Source organism: Micromonospora sp. NPDC049051 (assembly GCF_043197575.1).
In the GTDB taxonomy this organism is placed as follows: domain Bacteria; phylum Actinomycetota; class Actinomycetes; order Mycobacteriales; family Micromonosporaceae; genus Micromonospora.
Genome location: NZ_JBICTL010000001.1, coordinates 825242 through 846487, shown reverse-complemented (window position 1 = coordinate 846487; position 21246 = coordinate 825242). Strand labels below are relative to the sequence as shown.

Annotated in this window: 19 protein-coding genes; 4 read left to right on the top strand and 15 right to left on the bottom strand. The window is 72.6% G+C overall.

Translation table 11 applies throughout. The features are described 5' to 3' along the window. Window positions 1–85 precede the first annotated feature (85 nt). The 8 genes from ACGFIR_RS04085 to ACGFIR_RS04050 all read right to left on the bottom strand — a co-directional run bounded on the left by ACGFIR_RS04085 (window position 86) and on the right by ACGFIR_RS04050 (window position 9194). Window positions 86–244 (bottom strand): hypothetical protein, encoded by a 159-nt coding sequence (locus ACGFIR_RS04085; protein ID WP_393000524.1) that lies wholly within the window; start codon window positions 242–244, stop codon window positions 86–88. Window positions 245–375: 131 nt separating this feature from the next. Then, the gene (gene merB, locus ACGFIR_RS04080; protein ID WP_393000526.1) at window positions 376–1086 is read right to left on the bottom strand and encodes an organomercurial lyase; all 711 of its coding nucleotides are present in this window, start codon (window positions 1084–1086) and stop codon (window positions 376–378) included. Window positions 1087–1273: 187 nt separating this feature from the next. Beyond that, entirely contained in the window at window positions 1274–2506 is a 1233-nt protein-coding gene (locus tag ACGFIR_RS04075; protein WP_393143103.1) for a trypsin-like serine peptidase, read from the bottom strand. 153 nt (window positions 2507–2659) lie between these two features. Further along, window positions 2660–4546: a prolyl oligopeptidase family serine peptidase gene (locus tag ACGFIR_RS04070; protein ID WP_393143101.1), complete on the bottom strand. Its 1887-nt coding sequence runs from the start codon at window positions 4544–4546 to the stop codon at window positions 2660–2662. Beyond that, window positions 4536–5768, bottom strand: a complete 1233-nt coding sequence (locus tag ACGFIR_RS04065) for an MFS transporter (protein ID WP_393143099.1) — start codon at window positions 5766–5768, stop codon at window positions 4536–4538. Before ACGFIR_RS04065 ends, ACGFIR_RS04070 begins: the two co-directional genes overlap by 11 nt. Continuing rightward, the gene (locus tag ACGFIR_RS04060; protein WP_393143097.1) at window positions 5765–6919 is read right to left on the bottom strand and encodes a cytochrome P450; all 1155 of its coding nucleotides are present in this window, start codon (window positions 6917–6919) and stop codon (window positions 5765–5767) included. Before ACGFIR_RS04060 ends, ACGFIR_RS04065 begins: the two co-directional genes overlap by 4 nt. Window positions 6920–6922: 3 nt before the next feature. After that, window positions 6923–8086 (bottom strand): cytochrome P450, encoded by a 1164-nt coding sequence (locus ACGFIR_RS04055; protein WP_393143095.1) that lies wholly within the window; start codon window positions 8084–8086, stop codon window positions 6923–6925. A gap of 124 nt (window positions 8087–8210) precedes the next feature. Beyond that, window positions 8211–9194 carry an aspartyl/asparaginyl beta-hydroxylase domain-containing protein gene (locus ACGFIR_RS04050; protein WP_393143093.1) on the bottom strand — a complete coding sequence of 328 codons (984 nt, stop codon included), beginning with the start codon at window positions 9192–9194 and terminating at the stop codon, window positions 8211–8213. A 447-nt stretch (window positions 9195–9641) separates the two neighbouring features. Here ACGFIR_RS04050 and ACGFIR_RS04045 point away from each other — a divergent pair, with 447 nt between their 5' ends. Then, a complete protein-coding gene (locus tag ACGFIR_RS04045) occupies window positions 9642–10412 on the top strand; it encodes a BTAD domain-containing putative transcriptional regulator (protein WP_393143091.1) in 771 nt (256 codons plus the stop codon). Window positions 10413–10520: 108 nt separating this feature from the next. Here the strand turns inward: ACGFIR_RS04045 and mnhG are convergent, their stop codons facing one another. From mnhG to ACGFIR_RS04015, 6 genes are read right to left on the bottom strand one after another with little or no spacing between them, the layout of a single operon-like run. Next, complete coding sequence (mnhG, locus tag ACGFIR_RS04040; RefSeq protein WP_393000542.1) at window positions 10521–10883, bottom strand: monovalent cation/H(+) antiporter subunit G; 363 nt, start codon at window positions 10881–10883, stop codon at window positions 10521–10523. Then, window positions 10880–11143: a monovalent cation/H+ antiporter complex subunit F gene (locus ACGFIR_RS04035; protein WP_393000544.1), complete on the bottom strand. Its 264-nt coding sequence runs from the start codon at window positions 11141–11143 to the stop codon at window positions 10880–10882. Before ACGFIR_RS04035 ends, mnhG begins: the two co-directional genes overlap by 4 nt. Beyond that, window positions 11140–11772 carry a Na+/H+ antiporter subunit E gene (locus ACGFIR_RS04030; RefSeq protein ID WP_393143089.1) on the bottom strand — a complete coding sequence of 211 codons (633 nt, stop codon included), beginning with the start codon at window positions 11770–11772 and terminating at the stop codon, window positions 11140–11142. The genes ACGFIR_RS04035 and ACGFIR_RS04030 overlap by 4 nt, the downstream gene beginning before the upstream one ends. Further along, the gene (locus ACGFIR_RS04025; RefSeq protein ID WP_393143087.1) at window positions 11769–13346 is read right to left on the bottom strand and encodes a Na+/H+ antiporter subunit D; all 1578 of its coding nucleotides are present in this window, start codon (window positions 13344–13346) and stop codon (window positions 11769–11771) included. Before ACGFIR_RS04025 ends, ACGFIR_RS04030 begins: the two co-directional genes overlap by 4 nt. Then, window positions 13343–13825: a Na(+)/H(+) antiporter subunit C gene (locus ACGFIR_RS04020; RefSeq protein WP_393143085.1), complete on the bottom strand. Its 483-nt coding sequence runs from the start codon at window positions 13823–13825 to the stop codon at window positions 13343–13345. The genes ACGFIR_RS04025 and ACGFIR_RS04020 overlap by 4 nt, the downstream gene beginning before the upstream one ends. After that, the gene (locus tag ACGFIR_RS04015; protein WP_393143084.1) at window positions 13822–16659 is read right to left on the bottom strand and encodes a Na+/H+ antiporter subunit A; all 2838 of its coding nucleotides are present in this window, start codon (window positions 16657–16659) and stop codon (window positions 13822–13824) included. Before ACGFIR_RS04015 ends, ACGFIR_RS04020 begins: the two co-directional genes overlap by 4 nt. A gap of 344 nt (window positions 16660–17003) precedes the next feature. Here ACGFIR_RS04015 and ACGFIR_RS04010 point away from each other — a divergent pair, with 344 nt between their 5' ends. Next, a complete protein-coding gene (locus tag ACGFIR_RS04010) occupies window positions 17004–17957 on the top strand; it encodes a hypothetical protein (protein WP_393143082.1) in 954 nt (317 codons plus the stop codon). Between the two features lie 25 nt (window positions 17958–17982). Here ACGFIR_RS04010 and ACGFIR_RS04005 read toward each other — a convergent pair whose 3' ends face one another. Continuing rightward, a complete protein-coding gene (locus ACGFIR_RS04005; protein WP_393143080.1) occupies window positions 17983–19590 on the bottom strand; it encodes an amidohydrolase in 1608 nt (535 codons plus the stop codon). A 202-nt stretch (window positions 19591–19792) separates the two neighbouring features. Between ACGFIR_RS04005 and ACGFIR_RS04000 the strand changes: the two genes are divergently transcribed. After that, on the top strand, window positions 19793–20359 hold the full coding sequence (locus ACGFIR_RS04000; protein WP_393000556.1) for a sigma-70 family RNA polymerase sigma factor: 567 nt from the start codon (window positions 19793–19795) through the stop codon (window positions 20357–20359). Window positions 20360–20447: 88 nt separating this feature from the next. After that, window positions 20448–21239, top strand: a complete 792-nt coding sequence (locus tag ACGFIR_RS03995; protein WP_393000558.1) for a zf-HC2 domain-containing protein — start codon at window positions 20448–20450, stop codon at window positions 21237–21239. Window positions 21240–21246 lie beyond the last annotated feature (7 nt).

Genomic DNA, 21246 nt, shown 5'->3' with positions numbered 1-21246 from the left:
GCGGGCGTGCCGGGACCTGCTGACCACCGTCAGCCGACGACAGCCGGCGGTGCCGGCGTACTGTGGCCGGCACCGCCCGGGTCCGTCAGCGCTTGGCTTCGTGCTTGGCCATCTGGGGTTGCTCACCCTTGCCGACCTTGCGCAGCGCCTCACGCAGCTGCGCCTCGGTCATCTTGGAGTTGCCCTCGATGCCCGCATCGTGGGCCTGCTGACGCAGGTCGTGCAGGCGTTCCTGATTCCCCATGTCTGCCTCCCTCGGTGGCGCGGGCGGTTTCCCCGTACCCGTGCCCCCGTGGGCTTCCCGTTGCCGCTGGGCGCAAACGGCAGTGGCGGAGGGCAGCCCCCGCGATCGGCCACCTTCCCTCCGAAAGGACATCAGTCGGGCAGGCCCCAGAAGGAGCCGCGCAGGCCGACCTGGGCGAAGTAGGCGGTGGCAGCGCTGAGGTCCCGTCGGGTGTAGCCGGGTTCCAGGCGGCCGGTGTACCAGTCGCGGGCCAGATGCCACAGGGTGCCCAGATCCATGACGTAGCCCTGCTCCTGACCGGTCCTGCGCAGCCAACCGTGCACGCAGTCGGTGGAGCAGAACAGGCGCTGGTGGCCGCAGGTGTGCACGACGTCGTCCCAGGCGTGCCGCATGGGAATGAGGAAGTGGGCCATCTGGTCACCGGGCGGGGGTGCGTCGCGGCCGACCGCCCAGGCGTGGGGCGTGTCGCAGTTCGGGCAGCGGGTGGCGACCAGGACGTCGGGCTCGTCCCGCAGCAGGTGGGGCATGGCGAACGAGTCCCAGGCGCAGCCGCCCCACCACAACGTGCGCGTACCCATGACGGAGAAGCCGAGTGGCACGGACGCGAAGGGGTGGGCCATCAGCACCCGGTCGCCGTCGCGCGGGTCGAGGGCCAGGTCGCGCCGCTCGTGCAGGGCTCGCAGCTCCCGGCGTACCCGCTCGGGGGTCAGTCCGGTTCGTGCGGCGAGTTCCGGCAGATCCGGGGCGTTTCCGGTGCGGGCGAACCCGTGATAGACCGCCAGGCGGACCTGCTCCGTCCCGGGCAGGGGCTGCGGTGCCGCCGAGAGGTCGTCGTCGGCCATTCGGCTACTCCTTCACTGCCCGGCTCCTGCGCACGCATTCTGGCGCGATGCGCGTCAGCCGGGCGACCCGAGTGCCGCATGAAGCCTCGCCGGCGAGCGGCCCCGGGCTGGCCGGGGCGTCGCGGGACGCCGATGGGCCGCCGGGACGCTCATCGCGCCCGGCGGCCCGTCCTTCGTCAGTCGGTCGTCAGCCGTTGTTGTCGATCAGGCTGGCGATCTGGTTGTAGATGAGGTGGGCCTTCGCGCCCTGGTTCGACGGGCAACCGCCGAGGTGGTGCAGGGCGATGACCCGGTGGCTGGCGTTCAGCACGGGCGAGCCCGAGTTGCCGCCGGAGGTGTCGCAGCTGTAGCTGATGTTCCAGCTGTTGTAGTTCGCGTTCTTGACGGTGCAGGTGGTGCCGTTCTGGGTGTCCTCGAAGATCGAGAGACGCTTCGGGCTGCCGTCACCGTGGCCGGGGATGTACATCCGGGTGCCGGTGGTGGTGGCGGTCGTCGCCAGGTACAGCGTGCCGAAGCTCTGGATGTTGGCGAAGTTGTTCACCGAGTACAGGGTGTAGTCCAGCTCGCTGGACCCGCCGCTGCTCACCGCGTAGAGGGTCGCCCCGCTCACCTTGGTGCCGGCGCCGGGGTTCGCACCGCCGCAGGTGGCGCACTGGTAGTTGAACTGCATCTCGCTGCCGCTGACGGCGGCCTGGGTGGAGAAGCAGTGCTTGTTGGTCAGCATCCGGTTGGTGTTGCCGACCCGCCAGGTGGTGCACATCCCACCGCCGCTGATCAGCAGCCGCGCGACCGCCCGGCCGCGGGCGTACTCGGTGGGGTGGCTGCTCTGGTAGCAGACGACGTCGCGGCGGGCGTCGGTGCTGCAGACGGACTGCGTGGAGAAGTTGTGCTGCGAGATCTCCGCGCGGTCGTAGCCGCGCCAGAACCGGTCGATGGTCGCGACGTTGCCGCGGGAGGCACGGCTGCTGTGCAGCGTCACCACCGCTGTGTCGCCCTCGACCGACATCGCCCAGAAGCCCGGCTGGCCGTCGGTGGTGTAGTCCGAGCCGGTCGCCCGGTTCAGGTAGCGGTCGTACCGGTGGGTCTCCCGGCCGTCGGGGCTCGCCACCGTGACGTAGTCGCCGTGGGCGAGTCGCAGCGAGCTGAAGTGCACCTTCACGTACGACGCGCCGGGGTGCCGGATGATCTGCGTCCGGCCGTCGCTGGCGGAGGAGAGCGAGCTTTCGACGGTACGCAGTTCACCGACGGTGGTGACGCCCTCCGCCTGGAACTGCTCCGACTCGGGCGCCCGCTCGGATTGCGGCGCGAGGGGCGTGACCGCGTACGCCTCGGCGGCCGGTGCGGACAGCAGACTCAGCCCGAGCGTGCAGGCGCCGAGCGCGACCGCAGCCGTTCGAAGGCGGCGCAGGGCAAGTTTCATCGTCGCTCCTCCCGAGGAACCAGCACCCGACGTGCTTTGAGTCTTCATACACGAAGACAACCAAGACATGCAAATACATCGATGCTTTGCGACCTGGGGTGGACGGGTTGCGCCCCAGGTCACGGCGCTGGAGGTCGGCGCCCGGCCCGGCCCCTACCCGGCGGTCCTGACGGGCGGCGGGGACGCGGCCGGGCGCCGCCCCCCTTCGCTGCCCCTCGTACGCCGGTCGGAGGCACGGGCGAGCTGCTCGGCCACGAACTCCAGTGCGGTCCGCTTCTGTGCGATCGACTCGGTCATGACCAGCGAGCCGTGGCCGGCGTCGTACCGGTAGAAGGCCACCTCGCCGCCGCGTGCCTCGATCCGCCGCACGTAGTTCTCCACCTGGCGGATGGGGCACCGTGGATCGTTCTCGCCGGCGATGACCAACAGCGGGGTGGTGACCGCGTCGACGTACGTGATCGGCGAGGCCTTGCGGTACCGGTCCGGCACCTCGTCCGGCGACCCGCCGAAGAGCGAACGGTCGAACGCCTGGAGCGCGGACATCTCGTCCTCGTACGCGGCCACGTAGTCGGCGACCGGCATGGCGCTGACCGCCACCGTCCAGTCGTCGGGATGGCGGCCGATGCCGAGCAGGGTCAGGTATCCGCCCCAGGACCGTCCGGTGAGCACGAGGCTGCCCGGATCCGCCAGTCCCTCGGCCACAGCCCAGTCCCGTACGCACTTGATGTCGGCGAGTTCGGTCAGGCCGGGATCGTCCTCGATGGCGTTCCGCCACTCCAGGCCGTATCCGGTGGATCCGCGGTAGTTCACCTGGATGACCGCGTAGCCCTGATCCACCCAGGCGGCCACCGAGGGGTCGAACGCGTCGTCGTCGTACCCGATGGGACCGCCGTGCACCTCGAACACGCAGGGCAGCGGCCGGCTCGCGCCGTCGGGCAGTGAGATCAGTGCGTGGATCGGACCGCCCGGGCCCGGGATCCAGGCGTCGGTCAGCGGCACCGAGCCCGGCGCCGGCAGGCCCGGCGCGCTCAGCACGACGGCACCCGTGGTGGAGCGGATGGTCAGCGGTGTGGCCGCCGAGGTCCAGGCGAACTCCACGGTGCCGTCCGGGCGCACCTCCGCACCGCGGACGACCCCCGGCGGGGTGTCCAGCCGGGTCAACGTGCCGGGGCCGAGGTCGTACCGGTAGAGCTCGTCGCGGGCATGGTGGGCGTGGGCCACGAGCAGCGCGGTGCCGTCCGGGTACCACCGGCCGGACACCTCGCCCGGCAGGTCCAACAGGACCTCGCGGACCGTGCCGTCGGCCGCGTCCCAGATCAACAGCTCCCCGCGGTCGCGTCGCTCGTGCCGGACGAGGAGCCGGGTGTCGCCGGTCAGCGGCCCGAAGGACACGCCGGGAAAACCCTTCTCGGGGCCGCCCCACATGCCACCGAGGCCGAGCCCGGGCCCGTCCCAGAGATCGGCCAGCGTCGTGCCGTCCGACCTGACGACCCGCAGGGCACGGTGCCTGCTGTCCCCGTGCTCGCTGTGCGCGACGGCGATGAGCGCCCCGTCCGCCGACACGTCGGCCACGTGCGTGTCCCGCTCGTGCGCGTAGACCACCGTGGCAGCGCCGTCCGCGCCGACCAGGTGCACCACCGATCCGCCCGCGCCGGCTCCGTCGCCCCCGGTGGTGTGTCCCACCACCGCGGCGTTCCCCGCGAACGCGATCCCGGCCGGGTAGCCCGCCGGAAGGCCGGGGGCGGCGGTGACGTCCGGGCCGCCGTGGAACGCCTGCCGGCGCCAGACTCCGAACTCGTTGCCGTCCAGATCGTCGAACCACCAGATCCACTCGCCGTCGGCGGACAACTCGGCGTGGCTGGTGCCGTCGGGCCGGTCGGTCACCTGGCGCTGGCCGCCCGTCGTGCGGTCGTACGCGTAGACCTGCCACCGGCCGGTGACGTTCGACCGGAAGATCGCACGGTCCGGGGCGTGCCGCGCGGACCGGAGCATGGTCAGGTGTGCGGCGAGGTAGCGGCGGGCCCAACGGTCACTGTTCACTGTGCGCCACCTTCGGTACGAGGGCCGGTCCCGACGGCCGTCGCCGGGCAGCGACCGCGACGAACAGGGCGAACGCGATGCCGGCCACCGCCGCCAGGAAGATGACCAGGTTCGGCGCCAGCAGTTCGGCGAACGCTCCGGCGAGCGCGAACCCCACGCCCTGCCAGAACATGAGTCCCGCCGACTGGATGCTGAGTGCCCGCGCCCGCAGTTCCCTGGGCGCGGCGTCGAGGAGCCGGCGGTCCTGCCCGAGGTGGAACCAGGCGAAGGTGCCGGAGATGAACAGCGCCAGGATGGCCAGCCAGACCACCGGCTTCGCGATGAAGATCAACAAAGGCACGAAGAGGCCGAGGATCGCCGGGTAGATCAGCCGGACCTGCCAGCTGGCGGGGAGCAGGTTGCTGGCGGCGATCTCGCCCAGCAGCGTGCCGATCGGGATCGAGGACATCAGCAGGCCGGCGACGAGGGTGCTGGCCTGGAGACTGGCCGCGTACGGCACCGCCAGCGCCTCCGGCACCACGGCCAGCGCCGGCACCGTCCAGCCCAGCAGCAGGATGTCCCGCAGCTCCGGCACCCGCATCACCTGACCGAGCCCGGAGAGGGAGTCGCGCAGCAGCGAGTGCTGGGAGTCGCGGCCCGGCGCGCCCCGTTCCCGCGTACCGAGGCGGAGGATCAGGGCCGAGACGACGAAGCAGCCGGAGTTGACCAGCAGCACCTGCCCCGGGCTCAGCGCCGTCAGCAGCAGGCCGCTGATCGCGTACCCGACCGTCTGCGCGCCCTGGGAGACCACCCGCATCAGGCTGCGACCCGGCACGTACGCGGCGCCGGGCAGCACGTCCGGCATGGTCGCCGCCCGGGCTCCGATGAAGACCGTCTCCACCATGCCGAGTGCGAGCGCGAGCACCAGCAGCGCCGCGATGGGCATGCCGGTCGTCGCCATGATCGCGGCCAGCGCGGCGGAGACCAGATTGCAGCCGACGAGCAGTCGGCGGGCCGGAATCCGGTCCACCACCGCCGAGAGGAACGTCCCGCCGATGAGATGGGGCGCCAGGACGATGGTGAAGACGATTCCCGCCAGGAGCGGTGACTGCGTTCGGGTGTAGACGAGCACCGTGAGGGCGAAGTTCGCCATCACGGCGCCCGCCATCGTGGCCGTGTGGGCCGCGAAGACCGCGCGGAACTCGGGAATGCGAAGGGCCGTGCGATATCCGCTGTCAGTCATTCCTTCAACTCCGCGCGCAGGGTGTCCAGTGTGCGCACGGTCGCGAGACGCTTATGTACGCCCGGGCGATCGAGGCACACCATCAACTTCCGGTCAGCGAGGACTGAGAGTACCTCTCGGAGCAGAAGCGCCGCGAGGACCGATCCGGTGCACGCGTGCGCGCCGTAGCCGAATGCCAGGTGCGGATTTGGCCAACGATCAGGCGTTATGCCGTCGGGGTTCGCGAACACCTCCGGGTCCCGGTTCGCAGCGGCGAAGAGCATCAATACGCCCTGGCCACGCTTGACCGGCGCGCCGAAGAGGTCGGTGTCGGTGACCGCGAGCCGCGTCGTGCCCTGAATGGCGGCCTCGTACCGGAAGAATTCGTGCGCGGTACGCGGAAGATCGCCCGGCCGGGTGCATTCGGCGAGTCGGATCCGGTGCTGCCCCACCGCGTGCAGCGCGTTGCCGAGCGACGCGGGAATCGCGGTGAAGCCATTGACCACCAGCGTACGCATCGAGTTCATGATGATGTGCCGCGGAACGCCCGCGTCGGACGCCTTCCTGACGAGCATCGGGAGGTGTTGGTCGGCTGGCAGGTCGGCGACCCACTCCTCGATCAGCGCGGCCAGGGCGCCCTGCGCCGCGATGCCCGGCTCGCGGGCCGCCGGGTTGAGGCCCGAGTCCATCGCCGCGGTGATCGCGTCGGCGATCGGTGCCACGACGTCGAGGTCGAAGGGCGGCAGTCCGATGGCGCGCGGAATGAACCAGCGGGCGAGCGGTTCGGTGAATTCCTCGATGAGGTTCACCGGGCCCGCCGGCAGGTCGTCGACCATCGCCTCGACCTTGCTCCGCACGTCGATCGAGAGTTCCGGCGTGACCATCTTGTTGATCACGCTGGCCAGCACCGAGTAGATCGCCGTGTGTTCCGGGGGGTCGATGGTGTGCACGTCGAGCCCGACGTCGGCCACGGTCTCGCCGGCCCGCCGGAAGTCGGCGGCGAACCTGACCGGGTCGCTGAGCACCGCCCGGCAGTGCGCGTACGAGGTGAGCACCCAGCTGTCCAGCGCCTCGTTCCACACCGGACGCCCCTGCTCGCGCATGGCGCGGAAGACCGGGTACGGATCGTCGAGCGTCTGGGGGTCGAGCGGCTGGTAGGACGGCGCGGTCATGGGTCAGGACCTCCGGTGGGACGGAATGGCGAGTGGGAGGTGGTCCGGGTATCGCAACGTGGCCCGCGGCGTACGGGCCGGGGTGCCGGCCGGCACCGGCAGGTCCGACAACTCGACGAGACTGCGCAGGATCGCCCGCATGATGAGCCGGGCGAGGATCGCGCCGGTGCAGGCGTGCGCTCCCCAGCCCATCCCCAGGTGCCGGTTCGGGCTGCGGTCGAGCACGAGCTCGTCCGGCCGGTCGAACTGGGCCGCGTCGCGGTTGGCCGCGGCGAACAGCATCAGCACGGTGTCGCCCCGACGCAGCCGGACGCCCGCCAGCTCGGTGTCCACCACCACGGCCCGGCTGGTCCCCTGGACCGGGCCGTCGAACCGCATGAACTCGTCCACCGCGGTGTCGAGGACGGCCGGCTGGCGCAGCGGGGTGACCAGGTCGGGCCGCTCGACCAGGGCGAGGACCGCGTTCACCACCGCGCCCACGGTGGTGCTGAACCCGGCCAGGAACATCACCCGGACCGTGTTCCAGACCGCCTGCTCCGACACGCCCGCCTCGACTGCGCCGGCGAGGACGTCGGCCAGCAGGCCGGTGCCGCCGGCCTCCCGGTGCCAGGAGGCGATCATTTCGTTGATCTCCGCGCGGGCCGCGACCGCCGGTTCCCGCAGTTCCGGCAGCAGGCCGGCGTCCATGCCACGGTTGAGCGCGTCGACCTGGGCCGTGAAGGTCTCGATCCTGGGTTCGGGTACGCCCAGCAGCCGGCAGATTGCGAAGAGCGCGGCCGGCCGGGCGAGGTCGGCGGTGGCGTCGAACCGGGGCCACTCGCCCACCGTCCGCATGATGTCCCGGCTGGCCTCGTACGTGGCCTCGCCGATGCCGGCCAGGTCCTGGCGACGGAAGACGGTGGTGAAGAGCCGGCGGATCGGGCCGTGCTCCGGCGGGTCCAGCTCCTGCATGCTGAGGACCGCGTCCGGCGCCTCCTCGCCGACCCGGCGCCAGTCGCACGCGAACCGGGCCGGGTCGCTCAACACCGTCCGGCAGTCGTCGTACCCGGGGATCAGCCACGACCGGAGCCGCTCGCTGTACCGGACGCGCCCGGCTCGCCGCAGCTCGGCGTAGCACGGGTACGGGTCGGCGATCATGGCAGGCGAGAGGGGGTCGTAGTCGATCATCCGTGCTCCTCACCTCGGTCGGGCGGGCGCCGGGCCCACGCCGTAGCGTGGGCCCGGCCTGCGATCTCAGTAGGCGTAGCGCATGATGGTCTCCTTCCTCGCGGGTGTGGTCGGACGACCTCGGTCAGAGGTCGCTCGCAAGGACGCGGAGCTCCCGCACGGCGGGGCCGGTCCTTGTGCGCAGGGCGAGGCACGCCTGGCCGTCGATCCGCTCGACGCGGATGGTCCGTTCGTCGGTCCAACCCGTGAAGCGGAACTCGTCGTTGCCGAGCGGCACCAACGCGATGGTGGGCGCGTCGTCGACGGCGAGCACCAGGCGGCCGTCACGGACGTCGAGCGTCACGTCCCGACGCGGATCTCCGGGGCGCTGGAAGTCGCCGTCCTCCTCGGTCCAGTCCAGGAACGACGCCGGCACGGCGCAGCGCAGCCGGTACGCCGAGAGCGCCGCGTCGCTCAGCTCGACCGGCCACCGGTTGACGAGGGCGGCGTCGAGGAACAGCCGGCGCTCCTGCTCGGGGAAGAGTTCCAGTAGTTGGCGGGAGACGAGCGTGTCGATGACGAGGTGCACGCGCGGCACGTCGTCCTCGTTCTGCACCCGGTGGCTCCGGCTGAAGTCGCCGAACCACAGCGTGCCCGGTTGCCACCGGTGCGCCGTGCCCTCAAGATGCAGGGTCGCGCCCGGAGTCGTCGTGATGGGAACGTGCAACCGGGCCGTACCCCAGGGCGGCCCGTACTTGTAGTCGCTGTGCTCCCCGCTGTCCACGCCCGGTCCGAGCGCCATCAGCCGGGCGCTGCGCAACTGCGCGGGAATGCTCTCCAGCACCTGCTTGAGGTACGGCGCGCTCTCCAACCAGGCGGTGCCGGCGAATTCGTGCAGGCCGGGGCCGCCCGGATCGGTCCGCTCGCGGTCACCGCCGACGCTGCGTAGCGACAGCACACGCCAGTCCACCGTGGCCGCCTCGCCGGTGCCTCCGTAGCGGCGCTGGTGCTTCCACTGGTGGTCGGTGAGCCGCGAGAGGTCCGCACGCAGGCTGTCCACGTCGAAGTTCAGGCCGAGCCGGGAAGCGGCCGGCGTCCGTGGTGTCGTGACGATTGCGGTGGTGGTCATGCCCGCTGCGCCTCCTGATCATCGCGCGACACACTCGATCGAATTCGGGTGCGTATAGGGGAAGCAGAATGATCGTCGAAAAATGACCGCGAATACGTGGCGGAGCACCCATCAATCAGGGCGCCGGCATCGGCGATCCGGCAGGCCGACGAATGGCCCGCAAATGGTACGTCCCGGCGACATTGACAATGGAACGCGTCATCAACTGCGGCTCGCACTGCACAAGAATCGCCCCGTTTCGTGCGTCGATTTCGTCGGAGATGTCGCATGTCGGGCATCTGACCAGCGCTTCTTGCCACGAACCCCGGTCGATCGCCCCCGTGCCTCTCCGCCGCCACACATCACTTCTGTCGTGTATCCACCGTGCCTTGCGAGGCCGAACGAGATGCATATAGATTCTTAACTGTCGATCAAAAAGTTCGACAGGGCGCATGGAACGGGGGCTTCATGCTGTTGCGCTTACTGGGTGTGGTGCAAGTTGACATTGCTGATCAGGAACTGGATGTGGGGCCCGCACAGCAGCGGCTGCTCCTCGCGGTGCTCGCCTTGAGCGCCAACCGTCCGGTCATGACCGAAACGTTGATCGACGCGGTGTGGGACCGCGCGCCGAACGGCGCCCGTCGCACGCTCCACGTGCTGATCAGCAGGATCCGCCGGCTGCTGGACTCGGTCCCGGCGTGCGACGGCGTCGAGCTGCTCCGCCGCTCGGGCGGTTACGCGTTGCACATCGAGCCGGACCAGGTGGACGTGCACCGCCACAACCGGCTGACCGCGAAGGCCGCCGGGCCGGACCTCGACCACGACGAACGGGCCGCACTGCTACGGGAGGCCCTGCACCTCTGGCGCGGCGAACCCCTGGCCGGCCTGCCCGGCGACTGGGCCGCCCGCACGCGCCAGGAGTGGCGGCAGCGGCACATCGGCGTGGCCGTGGACTGGGCCGGTCACGAGCTCGCCATCGGGCACGCGGCGGAGCTCATCGGCCCGCTGACCGCCCTGACCGGGGAGTATCCGCTGGTCGAGTCGCTGACGGAACAACTGATGAGGGCGCTGTGCGCCGCCGGCCGCAGCGCCGAGGCGTTGCAGTCGTACATCCGTCTGCGCACGAGGCTCGCCGGCGAACTGGGCAGCGACCCGGGTCCGAGGCTCCAGTCGCTCTACCTCGCCACCCTGCGCGGTGAGGTCGACGACAGGTTCGCACTGACCCGCGGTCGGGGCTGACCTGTCGGCGGCGGGCCCTGCGGGGCACGCCGGTCGGCGCGGGTGACGCCAGGACCGCCCCTCCGGTCGCTGACCGGAGGGGCGGTCGCCCGTTCAGGTACGCGCCGGTCAGGACCGGCCGGAGCTGATCCGGTCCAGGTGGGGCGCGAGTTCGTCGGTGATCAGCAGGTCGCGACGGATCTCGTCGTGCGGGTAGCCCGCCCGGCCCACCATGTGCGCCGCGACGGGCGCGGTGGCGAGCTGGAAGGCCCCGACGAGGACGAGGGTGGTGATGTCCACGCCGGTGCGCAGGCGCAGCGCGCAGCCGAGCAGGACGAGCAGCAGGCCGAGCACCTGGGGCTTGGCCGCCGCGTGCATCCGGGCGAGCAGGTCGGGGAACCGCACCAGCGCCGCCCCGGCGGCGACGCAGAGCAGCGCGCCGGCGAGCAGGCAGACCGCGGCGATGACATCGAGGACGGCGTCGAGGCTCACTTTTCGGTCTTCCGGGCGGCGAACCGGGCGACGCCGACCGAGCCGACGAAGCCGAGGATGGCGAGGACGACCAGCACGGGCAGCGCCGTGGCGTCCCGGCTGTAGGCGGCCTCGGTGGCGATGGCGGCGACGACGACGGCGAGCAGGACGTCGGTGCCGACGGCCCGGTCGAGGATGGACGGTCCGCGGATGATGCGGACGAGGGTCAGTCCGAGGGCCACGGCGAGCAGCGCGGCGACGGTCACGGCGACGACGGTCATCTGGGTGCCCCTTCCGGGTGGGCCGGCTCCGACGGGCCGGCGAGGTGGGGTTGCGTCACGCGGCGCAGCTCGTCGGGCGCGCCGATGGCGGCGACGATCCGCGCTTCGAGGTCCAGCACGCCCTGCCGGAAGCGCTCGACCTCCTCGCGGCTGCGGACGCCGATGACGTGTACGTAGAGGGTGCCGGTCGTCCGGTCGGCCTCGATGATGAGGCTGCCGGGCACCAGCGACAGCGCCTCCGCGGTGAGCGTGAGGTTGAGGTCGGTGTTGACCCGCAGCGGCACGGCGATGATCGCGCTGAGCGGGGGTTTGCCCGACAACGCCAGCCAGGCGATCTGGGCGGAGGCGACCACGAGGTCGCGCAGGAAACGCACCCAGAACCGGGCGAGCGCCACGGGGCGGATCCGTCCGGCGAAGGTCACCGGCGGCAGCGGGAAGACCGCCAGCAGCAGGACGGAGAGCACCAGCCCGCTGAGCACGTTGGCCCAGGAGAGGGTGCCCCACAGCAGCACCCAGACGATGGTCAGCCCGGTCACGGCGATGATCCGGTTGCGTCGGCGGGCGCTGCGGGTCAGCGGCGGGTTCGTCGGCGCGACGGGCTTCGGCGGGCTCATCGGGTCACTGGTCACGGGGCACCGTCCGGGAACACGGCCTCGACGTACGGGGTCCGGCGCAGCAGGTCGTCGGCGGCGTCGGTGCTGATGTCGAACAGCGGCCCGGCCACCACCGTCAGCGCCAGGCCGAGCACCACCAGCGCGGCGGTCGCCCCGATCATCAGCCGGGGCAGCACGGCGCCCGACGCCTCGGGGTCCGGTGCCCGGCGCGGCTGCTCGGCGCCGCCGGTACGGGCGGCCCGCACGGCGTCGCTGGCGTCGGGCATGTCCGGGTGCGGGGCGCGCCAGAAGGCCAGGTTCCACACGCGGGCGATGGCGTAGAGGGTGAGCAGGCTGGTGAGCAGCCCGCCGGCGACGAGCGCCCAGGCCAGCGGGCTGCCGTCGGCCACGCCGGCCTGGACGAGGCCGAGCTTGCCGAGGAAGCCGGAGAACGGTGGGATGCCGGCGAGGTTGAGCGCGGGCACGAAGAACAGCACGGCCAGCAGCGGCGACAGTCGGGCCAGCCCGCCGAGCCGGTCCAGGGCGGTGCTTCCGCCACGGCGTTCGACCAGGCCGGCGGCGAGGAACAGCGTGGTCTGGATGGTGATGTGGTGCACCACGTAGAAGATCGCCGCGGACAGCCCGAGGGAGGTGCTCAGGCCCACGCCGAAGAGCATGTAGCCGATGTGGCTGATGAGGGTGAACGACAGCAGTCGTTTGACGTCGGACTGGGCGACCGCGCCGAGGATGCCCACGACCATCGTCAGCACCGCCACCACCAGCAGCAGGTCGGCGGTGCGGCCGCCGGGGAACAGCAGCGTCTCGGTGCGGATGATCGCGTACACGCCGACCTTGGTGAGCAGGCCGGCGAAGACCGCGGTGACCGGGGCCGGTGCGGTGGGGTAGCTGTCCGGCAGCCAGGCCGACAGCGGGAACACGGCCGCCTTGATGCCGAAGGCGAGCAGCAGCATCCCCTGCAGCACCAGCCGGATGTCGTCCGGCAGCGCGTCGAGCCGGTCGACGAGCTGGGCCAGGTTGAGGGTGCCGGTCGCCGCGTAGACCAGGCCGATCGCGATCAGGAAGATCAGCGACGACAGCAGGCTGACCACGACGTACGTGGTGCCGGCCCGGATCCGGGTCTCCGTGCTGCCCAGCGTCAGCAGCACGTAGCTGGCGACCAGCAGGATCTCGAAGCCGACGTAGAGGTTGAACAGGTCGCCGGAGAGGAACGCGTTGCACACGCCGGCGGTCAGCACGAGGTAGGTCGGGTGGTAGACCGACAGCGGTGTCTCCTCGTTGCCGTCGGCCGTACCCTGCCCGATCGAGTAGACCAGAACGCAGAGGGTGACGGCGGCGGAGACGACGAGCATCAGCGCGGCGAGCTGGTCGGCGACCAGGACGATGCCCAGCGGCGCGACCCAGCCGCCGACCTCGACGACCAGCGGCCCGTCGAGGGAGGCGCGGAGCAGCAGCGTGGCGGCCACGGCGACGGTGGCGGTGAGGACGGTGAGGCTGACCCAGCGCTGGGCGCGGGGCCGGCCGACGAGCAGCAGCGTCAGGGCCGCGCCGAGCAGCGGCATCACCACCGGCAGGGGTACGAGCCAGGTCATCGGCCCCTCCCCGCGTCCGTGGTCGCGCTCGCCGTGGTGTCGTCGGCGGGCACGGTGACCAGGGCGACGTCGCCGTCGCTGTCGGTGTCGCTGTCGGTGTCGGCGGTGCCCGGTCCCTCGTCCCGGTCGGCCAGCTCCATGATGCGGCGGTCCTCGACGTCGTCCTGCACCTCGTCGTGCCCGTTGAGGTGCCAGCTGCGGTACGCCAGGGCCAGCAGGAACGCGGTCATGCCGAGGGTGATGACGATCGCGGTCAGCACCATCGCCTGGGGCAGCGGGTCGCTCATCTCCCCCTCGGCGGTGGTGCCGACGATCGGCGGCCCGCCGGCCCTGCCGCCGGTGAGCAGCAGGAGGTTGGCGCCGTTGCCGAGCAGGATGACGCCCATCAGCACCCGCGTGAGGCTGCGCTCCAGCAGTAGCGTCACCCCGGTCGCGAAGAGCACGCCCACCACGAGGACGTAGGTCAGGTTCGGGTTCACACCAGCTCCTTCGTCCGGTCGTCGGCCTGTTCGGTCTCGTTCTGGTCGGTCTCCTGCTGGCGGTCCATCTCCGCGCCCAGGCTGCGCAGGATGTCCAGGACCAGGCCGACCACGATGAGGTAGACCCCGACGTCGAAGAAGACCGACGTGACGAAGTGGACGTGGCCGAGGACCGGCAGGTGGATGTCGAGCAGGGCGCTCTGCAGGAACTCCCCGCCCAGCAGCATCGCGGCGACGCCCGTGCCGACCGCGACGAACAGCCCGGCGCCGAGCACCGCGCCGGCGTCGACCGGGGCGGCCCCGTTGAGCTCCGTACGCCCACCGGCCAGGTAGCGCACGGCCAGCGCGAGCCCGGCCACCAGTCCGGCGGCGAAGCCGCCGCCGGGGGCGTTGTGCCCGGAGAAGAGCAGGTAGATCGAGAAGAGCACGATGGCGTGGAACAGCAGCCGGGTGACGACCTGGAGGATGACCGACTGCTGGCGGGTGGTGGCGCCGGTGGTCAGCCAGCGTGGCCGTGCCGACTCGGTGCGGCCGGCGCCGGGGATGCCTTTGCGCAGGTCGAGGTCCCGGGAGTGGCGGAAGATGAGGCTGGCCACGCCGGTGGCGGCCACGACCAGGACGGCGATCTCGCCCATGGTGTCCCAGGCCCGGATGTCGACGAGGGTCACGTTGACGATGTTCTTGCCGCCGCCGTAGGAGACGGCCTCGTCGGGGAAGTCGACGGAGATCGGGACGGCCACCCGGGCGCCCGCCGCGACGTACGCCATGCCAGCGGTGACCACGCCCACGGCGACGCCGAGCGCGATGCGACCGCGCCGGCTGGACCGGATGGGTCGCTCGGAGAACTTGGCGGGCAGGTGCCGCAGGACCAGCACGAACATGACGATCGTGACGGTCTCCACCAGGAACTGGGTCAGGGCCAGGTCGGGGGCGCCGTGCAGGATGAACATCAGCGCGGTGCCGTAGCCGGCGACGCCGACGAGGATCATCGCGGCCAGTCGACGCCGGGCGCGGGCGGCGGCCACGGCGGCCACGATCACCACCGCGGCAGCGACGGCCTGCAACGGGGTGTCCCACAGCTGGAACCGCTGCGGCCAGGGAAACCCGGCCAGCAGCGCCCCGCCCGGCAAGGCGACCAACACCACCAGGATGACGCCGAGGTAGAACGGGAGGGATCCGCGCTGGGTGGCACCCGTCAGCTCCACCGCCAGCCGGTCGACCCCGCCGATGAGCCGGTCGTAGACAGCGGCCCCGTCGAAGGGCAGGCGGACCGCCTGGCCCAGCCGGCCCCGGTGCCGCAGGAGGAACAGCCCCACACCGGCGGCGACCGCCAGCGCCGACAGCCCCAGGGCCAGGGTCGGCCCGTGCCACAGCGCCAGGTGGTAGCCCGGCTCGACGCTCGGGTACAGGTCCGCGTACGGGGCGAGGACCTTGTCGACGGCGGGCGCGAGGAGCCCCACCGCCAGACCGGCGGCGGCGAGCACGACGGCCGGCGCGAGGAAGAGCCGACCGACCGGCTTGGACGGGGTGGCGGGCACGTCGCCTTTGGTGGCGAACGCGCCCCAGACGAAACGCAGCGTGTACGCAACGGTCAGCGCCGAGCCGAGCACCACGCCGGCGAGCACCACCAGGTCGGCGGTGCCGCCGTGCAGGAACGCCTCGACCGCGGCCTCTTTGGCCACGAAGCCCGCCAGCGGCGGGAGGCCGGCCATGGAGGCCGCCGCCAGGCCGGCGACCGCCGCGAGCGCCGGGGCACGCCGCCCCAGGCCGCTGAGTTCGCGCAGGTCGCGGGTGCCGGCGGTGTGGTCGACGATCCCGACGATGAGGAACAGAGTGGACTTGAACAGCGCGTGGGCCAGCACCATCGCCGCGCCGGCCAGCGCGGTGTCGCGGGTGCCGGCGCCGAGGACCACCATCAGCAGGCCGAGCTGGCTGACCGTGCCGTAGGCCAGCAGCAGCTTCAGGTCGGCCTGCCGCAGCGCCGCCCAACCGCCGAGGAACATTGTGATCAACCCGCCGGCGAGCAGGATCGGCCGCCACGGTGTGACCCCGACCACGGCCGGTCCCATCAGCGCGACCAGGAACACACCCGCTTTGACCATCGCCGCGGCGTGCAGGTAGGCGCTGACCGGGGTGGGCGCGGCCATCGCGCCGGGCAGCCAGAAGCTGAAGGGGAAGATCGCCGACTTGCTCAGCGCGCCGAGCAGGATCAGCACCAGGGCCACGGCCAGGTAGCCGCCGCCGGGCAGGTCGGTGGCGATCTGCGACCAGCGGTACGTGCCGGCGTGCTGCCCGAGCATGACGAACCCGGCGAGCATCGCCAGGCCACCCAGGGTGGTCACCAGCAGCGCCTGCATGGCCGCCCGCCGGCTGGCCCGCTTGGTCGGGTCGCTGCCGATCAGCAGGTAGGAGAGGACGGTCGTCAGCTCCCAGAACACGTACAGCAGCAGCAGGTCGTCGGAGACCACCAGGCCGAGCATCGCTCCGGCGAAGGCGACGAAGACCGCCGCGAAGCGACCCAGGCCCGGATCGTCGGAGCGGAAGTAACGGGCGCTGTAGGCGAGCACCAGCGCCCCGACGCCGCCGACCAGGACCACCATCAGCCAGGCCAGGGTCCCCATCCGCAGGGCGATCTCCAGGCCGAGCTGGGGAACCCAGGTGACCGTCTCGACGACCGGGTCGCCGGAGCGGACCGTCGCGGTCCGGGTCAGCGCCCAGACCAGGGTCGCCGCGGGGGCCAGCGCCACCAGGTAGAGACCTCGTCGGCCCCAGATACGTATCAGTCCCGGGGCGATCACGGCTGCGAGTGCGTGGACCGCCACCAGAACCAGCACATATCCTCCCCAGAGTTCGACAACCGGTTAGCCAACCCTAACCGGTAAGGGGCGGAATCGCCTAGGGGCGATACTGCATCGGCGGCGGGCCGTGCCTGCGTACGGTGCGTCGACCGTCCGGCAGGAGCCCCGCAGCGGCCGTCGTGACGGCCCCGGTGCCCGCGACGACGACCTCCTTACCGGCGTGCGGGGCGTACCCGTCGCTCGTGCACCTCTTCCCTAGCACGGTCGCGAGTCGATTGCCCACCTCCGGATAGCCTTGGCGTCCTGTCGAGCAGGGCGGACGCCGCGCCCGCGGGCGCGGCGACGGCGACGGCAGTCGAGGACGACGGATGGGTGGGGCGATGCGGAGTTGGGCACTGGTGTCGACCCGGACGGCCCTCGCCGGGGCGACGGGCAACGCCGTCGTGATGGGCGTGGCCGAGGTGAGCACCCCGCTCGGCTGGGTGCTCCTTCCCGGGCTGCTCGGCGTCTCCGCCCGCCCCCGGGTGGCCGCGCTCGTCTCCGCCTGGGCGGCCGTCCTGCTGGCGGCTTCCGTGGTCGTCCCCGTCGTCCCCGGGCACCGCGCCGACCCGTGGGCGCTCGGCGCCTCCGTAGCGAGCCTGGCCGCCGTACCCCTGCTGGCCTGGGTCCGCCGACGCCGCAAGCAGCGTGCGATCGCCCGCGTGCCCGCGCCGCGTGACGTCGCCGTGTTCGCCCTGCCCGCCGGGACGGGACGCGCCGCGCTGGCGGTCTGCCGCTCGCCCGGGGAGGTCGCCGCGGCGGTGCCGGTGCGGCGCGACGGCCTGCGCGTCCTTCTCGGCGTGGCGCACGGCGCCACCCTGGCCCGCCCCGAGCACACCCGGGCGCTGGAGTCGGCCTTCCGCCGCGAGGCCCTGCGGCGCGGGCGGTCGCTGCCGGAGATCGCCGCGACCCTCGACGACCTCGTACGGGGCATCGCCCCGGGTGGCTACCTCGCCGCGACCCTCGTGGCGGTCTCCCCCGACGGGCGGGTCACCCTGCTGCGCCACGGCGGCCCGGACGTCGCCGTGCTCGCCGGAACGGAGGTCCGTCCCGCCGCCCTGCCGGACGCCGGCCCGCTGGGCCTGGCCGAGCGGGCGGGCAGCGCGGCGGGAACGCCGGCGGACGCCCGGCGGTTGGCGGTCACCCCGGCCCTCGACGACGCCCGGTCGCGGCGGCTGGCCGAGGAGGCGCTGCGGTCCCCGCGCGCCGTGGACGCCGTGGTCGCGCTGACCGGGCGGCCCGGCGGCGGTCGCCGGACCGGCCCGGCGCTGGTGCTCGACCTGCCGCCCGCCTGACCGCCGGCGAGGAGCTGTCCGGCCGTCAGCGCTGCCAGCGCACGACCCCGCCGACCACGGTGAGCGCCACCGTGAGGTCGCGCAGGGCCGCCGGCTCGACCCCGTACGGGTCGGTGGGCAGCGCGATGAAGTCCGCGAGCATGCCCGGCGTGAGCCGCCCCTTCAGGTGCTCCTCGTAGGAGGCGTACGCGCCCGCCTCGGTGAAGCAGCGCAGCGCCGTGTCGAGATCGACCCGCTCGTGCGGGTCCACGCCGCCGGGCGGGGTGCCGTCGGGCTGCTGCCGGGTCACCGCGGCGTGGATACCGAAGAACGGATCCGGGTCCTCCACCGGGGCGTCCGAGCCGAACGCCACCGTCGCGCCGGCGTCCAGCAGGCTCCGCCAGGCGTACGAGGCGAGGTCCCGGCCGGCGAGCATTCTGCTGGTCAGGGGGATGTCGCTGGTGCAGTGGGTGGGCTGCATCGACGCGGTCACGCCCAGCCGGGCGAGCAGCGACACGTCCGCCGGCCGCAGGTGCTGGGTGTGCTCGATCCGGTGCCGCAGCCGCCGTACCGCCCCGGCGACGGTCGGGTTGGTGCGCGCCGACTCCTGCCAGCGCGCGTACGCCCGCAGCACCATCTCGTTGGCCGCGTCGCCGATGGCGTGCGCCGCGACGGCGATGCCGGCCCCGGCCGCCTTCGCCACCAGCCGCTCGAACTCCTCGGTGGGGGTGACCGCGATGCCGTGGTTGTGCGGCTCGCCGTCGTACGGCTCGGTCATCAGGCAGGTGTGGGAGCCGAGCGCCCCGTCGGTGAAGATCTTCACCGGGCCGGTGCTCAGCCAGCGGTCCCCGTCGCCGGTCGCCCAGCCCCGGTCGATCGCCTCGTCCAACGCGGTCGCCGGGATCGTCTTGTGCACCCGCAGCGGCAGCTCGCCCCGGGCGTACAGGGTCTCGTAGGCGGCCCGGCAGTCCTGCCCGTCGAGGTCGTGGATGCTGGTGAGGCCGACGGAGAGCAGCCGGGGCAGGTGGGTACGCAGCTGCGTGACCAGGTCACCGGCGAGCGAGGAGCGCATGACGTCGTACGCCGCGTCCCCCGCCGCCTCCCGCAGGATGCCGGTCGGCTCACCGCGTTCGTCGCGGACGATCTGCCCGCCGATCGGATCGGGGGTGTCGGCGTCGATGCCGAGTCGCCGGAGGGCGGCGGTGTTGACCCAGGTGGTGTGCCCGTCGATGGTGGGCAGCACGGCGGGCCGGTCCGGGCAGACGCGGTCCAGGTCGGCCCGGGTGGGCTGCACCGGCCGGTCCCACTTGTGGCTGTCCCAGCGCCCCCCGAGGAGCCAGGCGTCGGGCGGCAGGGTGGCCGCGTGCCGGGCGATCCGCGTCAACGCCTCGTCGAGGCTGGTCGTGCCGCGCAGGTCCACCTGCTCCAGGCCGCGTACGTAGAGCGCCGAGTGCAGGTGGCTGTCGATGAGCCCCGGCAGCACGGTCATCCCGCCCAGGTCGACCCGGCGGGCCCCGGCGCCGGCACGGTCGCGGCACTCGTCGAGATCCCCGACGGCGACGATGCGCTCGCCGCGCACCAGCATCGCCTCGGCCTGTGGGCGGGCGGGGTCGAGGGTGTGGATCCGGGCGTTCTCGAAAACCGTGCCGGTCATGGGCTGCCTGCTTCGACGGTCGGGTGGGGGCCGTCCATGCTAGACAGCTCCCGGCCGCCGACGCGGGGGTCCCCCGGGTGTACGGGGGCGAGGGCGGTCCGGCACCCGGCCGCTTGCGGTACGCTACCGGACAGTCACTACTACAACCTGTCGTGGTTGTCGTCGGGCAGCCCCCTCCGACGGCCCGACCCGGAGGTGCCGGATGGCTGACGACGCGCAGCTCACAGCGTGGGCGTTGGCTGCGGGACGGGGTGACCGGAGCGCCGCCGCCTGCTTCGTCCAGGCGACCCAGCAGCAGGTCCGACGCTTCCTCGCCGCGCTGGTCTCGCCCCGGGAGGCGGACGACCTGACCCAGGAGACCTTCCTGCGGGCGGTGAAGTCCCTGCCGTCGTACGCCGGACGCTCCTCGACGCGCACGTGGCTGCTCTCCATCGCCCGCCGGGTCGCGGCGGACCACGTACGCACGCTGACGTCCCGGCCACGGACGGTGCCGGTGCCGGCCGGCTACGACGTCCCCGACCCGGCGCTGAGCGGCTTCGACCGGCAGGTCGTGCTCGAACGCCTCATCGCGGCGTTGCCCAGGGACCGGCGGGAGGCGTTCGTCGCCACCCAGGTGCTCGGCCTCTCCTACGCCGAGGCGGCGCAGGTGTGCGGCTGCCCGGTGGGCACCATCCGCTCCCGGGTGGCGCGGGCCCGGGAGGATCTCGTCGCGGCCGTGCGCAGCCGGCCCGGACCGGACGCCCGCCGAGGCCGCGACGCCACCGGCTGAGCCACCTGACCCGCGCTGACCTGCGGCAGGACGAGGCTCGGGCAAACTGCGCGGGAACCAACCACGCCTGCGGGCCGACTACCGGTACATGGGGTGTGAGCAGTGGCGCGAGGTGCTGTCGGCACAGTTGGACGGGGAGGAGACCCCCGCCGAGCGGACGGCGGTGGCGGGTCACCTGGCCGGCTGCGACGACTGCCGGCGGTGGTACGACCAGGCAGCCGCGCTGACCCGCCGGGCCCGGCTGTCGGTCGCCGTGGCCGGGGACGACCGCACCGACGCCATCCTCGACGCGCTGTCCTCGCGGGCGGGTGAGGCGGGGCGGCGGGGCGGATCGACGCCGGGCCCGCGCCGCCGGCGGGAGCGGGTCGTGCTCACCCTGCGGGCGGTCCTGGGTCTGTTCGGGGCGCTGCAACTCGTGCTGGGCCTGGCGCAGATCGGGCGCGGTACGGCGGACGCGCACGCGCACGCGGCGGCCGGCGGGCTGATGTCCGGGCACCTGTGGCACGAGTCGGCGGCGTGGAACGTCGCGGTGGGCGCAGGCTTCCTCTTCGTCGCGGCGCGACGCACACCGCCGACGGGGCTGGTGCCGATGCTGAGCGCCTTCGTCGGCGTGCTGGCGCTGCTGTCGGTCAACGACCTGCTGGCCGGGTGGGTGGACACCACCCGGCTGGTCAGCCACGGCTTCCTGCTCGCGGGCTACCTCGTCGTCGTCGCCCTGTCCCGCCCGGGGCTGCGCCCCGACGGCCCGGCGGGGCGCAGCCGCCCCGACGAGCCCCGCTGGCACCTGCCCGCCGACGAGCCTCCGGAGTCGCCCGGGCTGCGGCTGCTCCCGCCACCGCATCCCGGCTCCGCGCACGTCTCCGATCGCCGCGCGGCCTGACCGGCAC

Coding starts and splice junctions, on each gene's coding strand:
- ACGFIR_RS04085 (WP_393000524.1), bottom strand. CDS start 244: ATGGGGAATCAGGAACGCCTGCACGACCTGCGTCAGCAGGCCCACGAT.
- merB (WP_393000526.1), bottom strand. CDS start 1,086: ATGGCCGACGACGACCTCTCGGCGGCACCGCAGCCCCTGCCCGGGACG.
- ACGFIR_RS04075 (WP_393143103.1), bottom strand. CDS start 2,506: ATGAAACTTGCCCTGCGCCGCCTTCGAACGGCTGCGGTCGCGCTCGGC.
- ACGFIR_RS04065 (WP_393143099.1), bottom strand. CDS start 5,768: ATGACTGACAGCGGATATCGCACGGCCCTTCGCATTCCCGAGTTCCGC.
- ACGFIR_RS04060 (WP_393143097.1), bottom strand. CDS start 6,919: ATGACCGCGCCGTCCTACCAGCCGCTCGACCCCCAGACGCTCGACGAT.
- ACGFIR_RS04055 (WP_393143095.1), bottom strand. CDS start 8,086: ATGATCGACTACGACCCCCTCTCGCCTGCCATGATCGCCGACCCGTAC.
- ACGFIR_RS04050 (WP_393143093.1), bottom strand. CDS start 9,194: ATGACCACCACCGCAATCGTCACGACACCACGGACGCCGGCCGCTTCC.
- ACGFIR_RS04045 (WP_393143091.1), top strand. CDS start 9,642: ATGCTGTTGCGCTTACTGGGTGTGGTGCAAGTTGACATTGCTGATCAG.
- ACGFIR_RS04035 (WP_393000544.1), bottom strand. CDS start 11,143: ATGACCGTCGTCGCCGTGACCGTCGCCGCGCTGCTCGCCGTGGCCCTC.
- ACGFIR_RS04025 (WP_393143087.1), bottom strand. CDS start 13,346: ATGACCTGGCTCGTACCCCTGCCGGTGGTGATGCCGCTGCTCGGCGCG.
- ACGFIR_RS04010 (WP_393143082.1), top strand. CDS start 17,004: ATGCGGAGTTGGGCACTGGTGTCGACCCGGACGGCCCTCGCCGGGGCG.
- ACGFIR_RS04005 (WP_393143080.1), bottom strand. CDS start 19,590: ATGACCGGCACGGTTTTCGAGAACGCCCGGATCCACACCCTCGACCCC.
- ACGFIR_RS04000 (WP_393000556.1), top strand. CDS start 19,793: ATGGCTGACGACGCGCAGCTCACAGCGTGGGCGTTGGCTGCGGGACGG.
- ACGFIR_RS03995 (WP_393000558.1), top strand. CDS start 20,448: ATGGGGTGTGAGCAGTGGCGCGAGGTGCTGTCGGCACAGTTGGACGGG.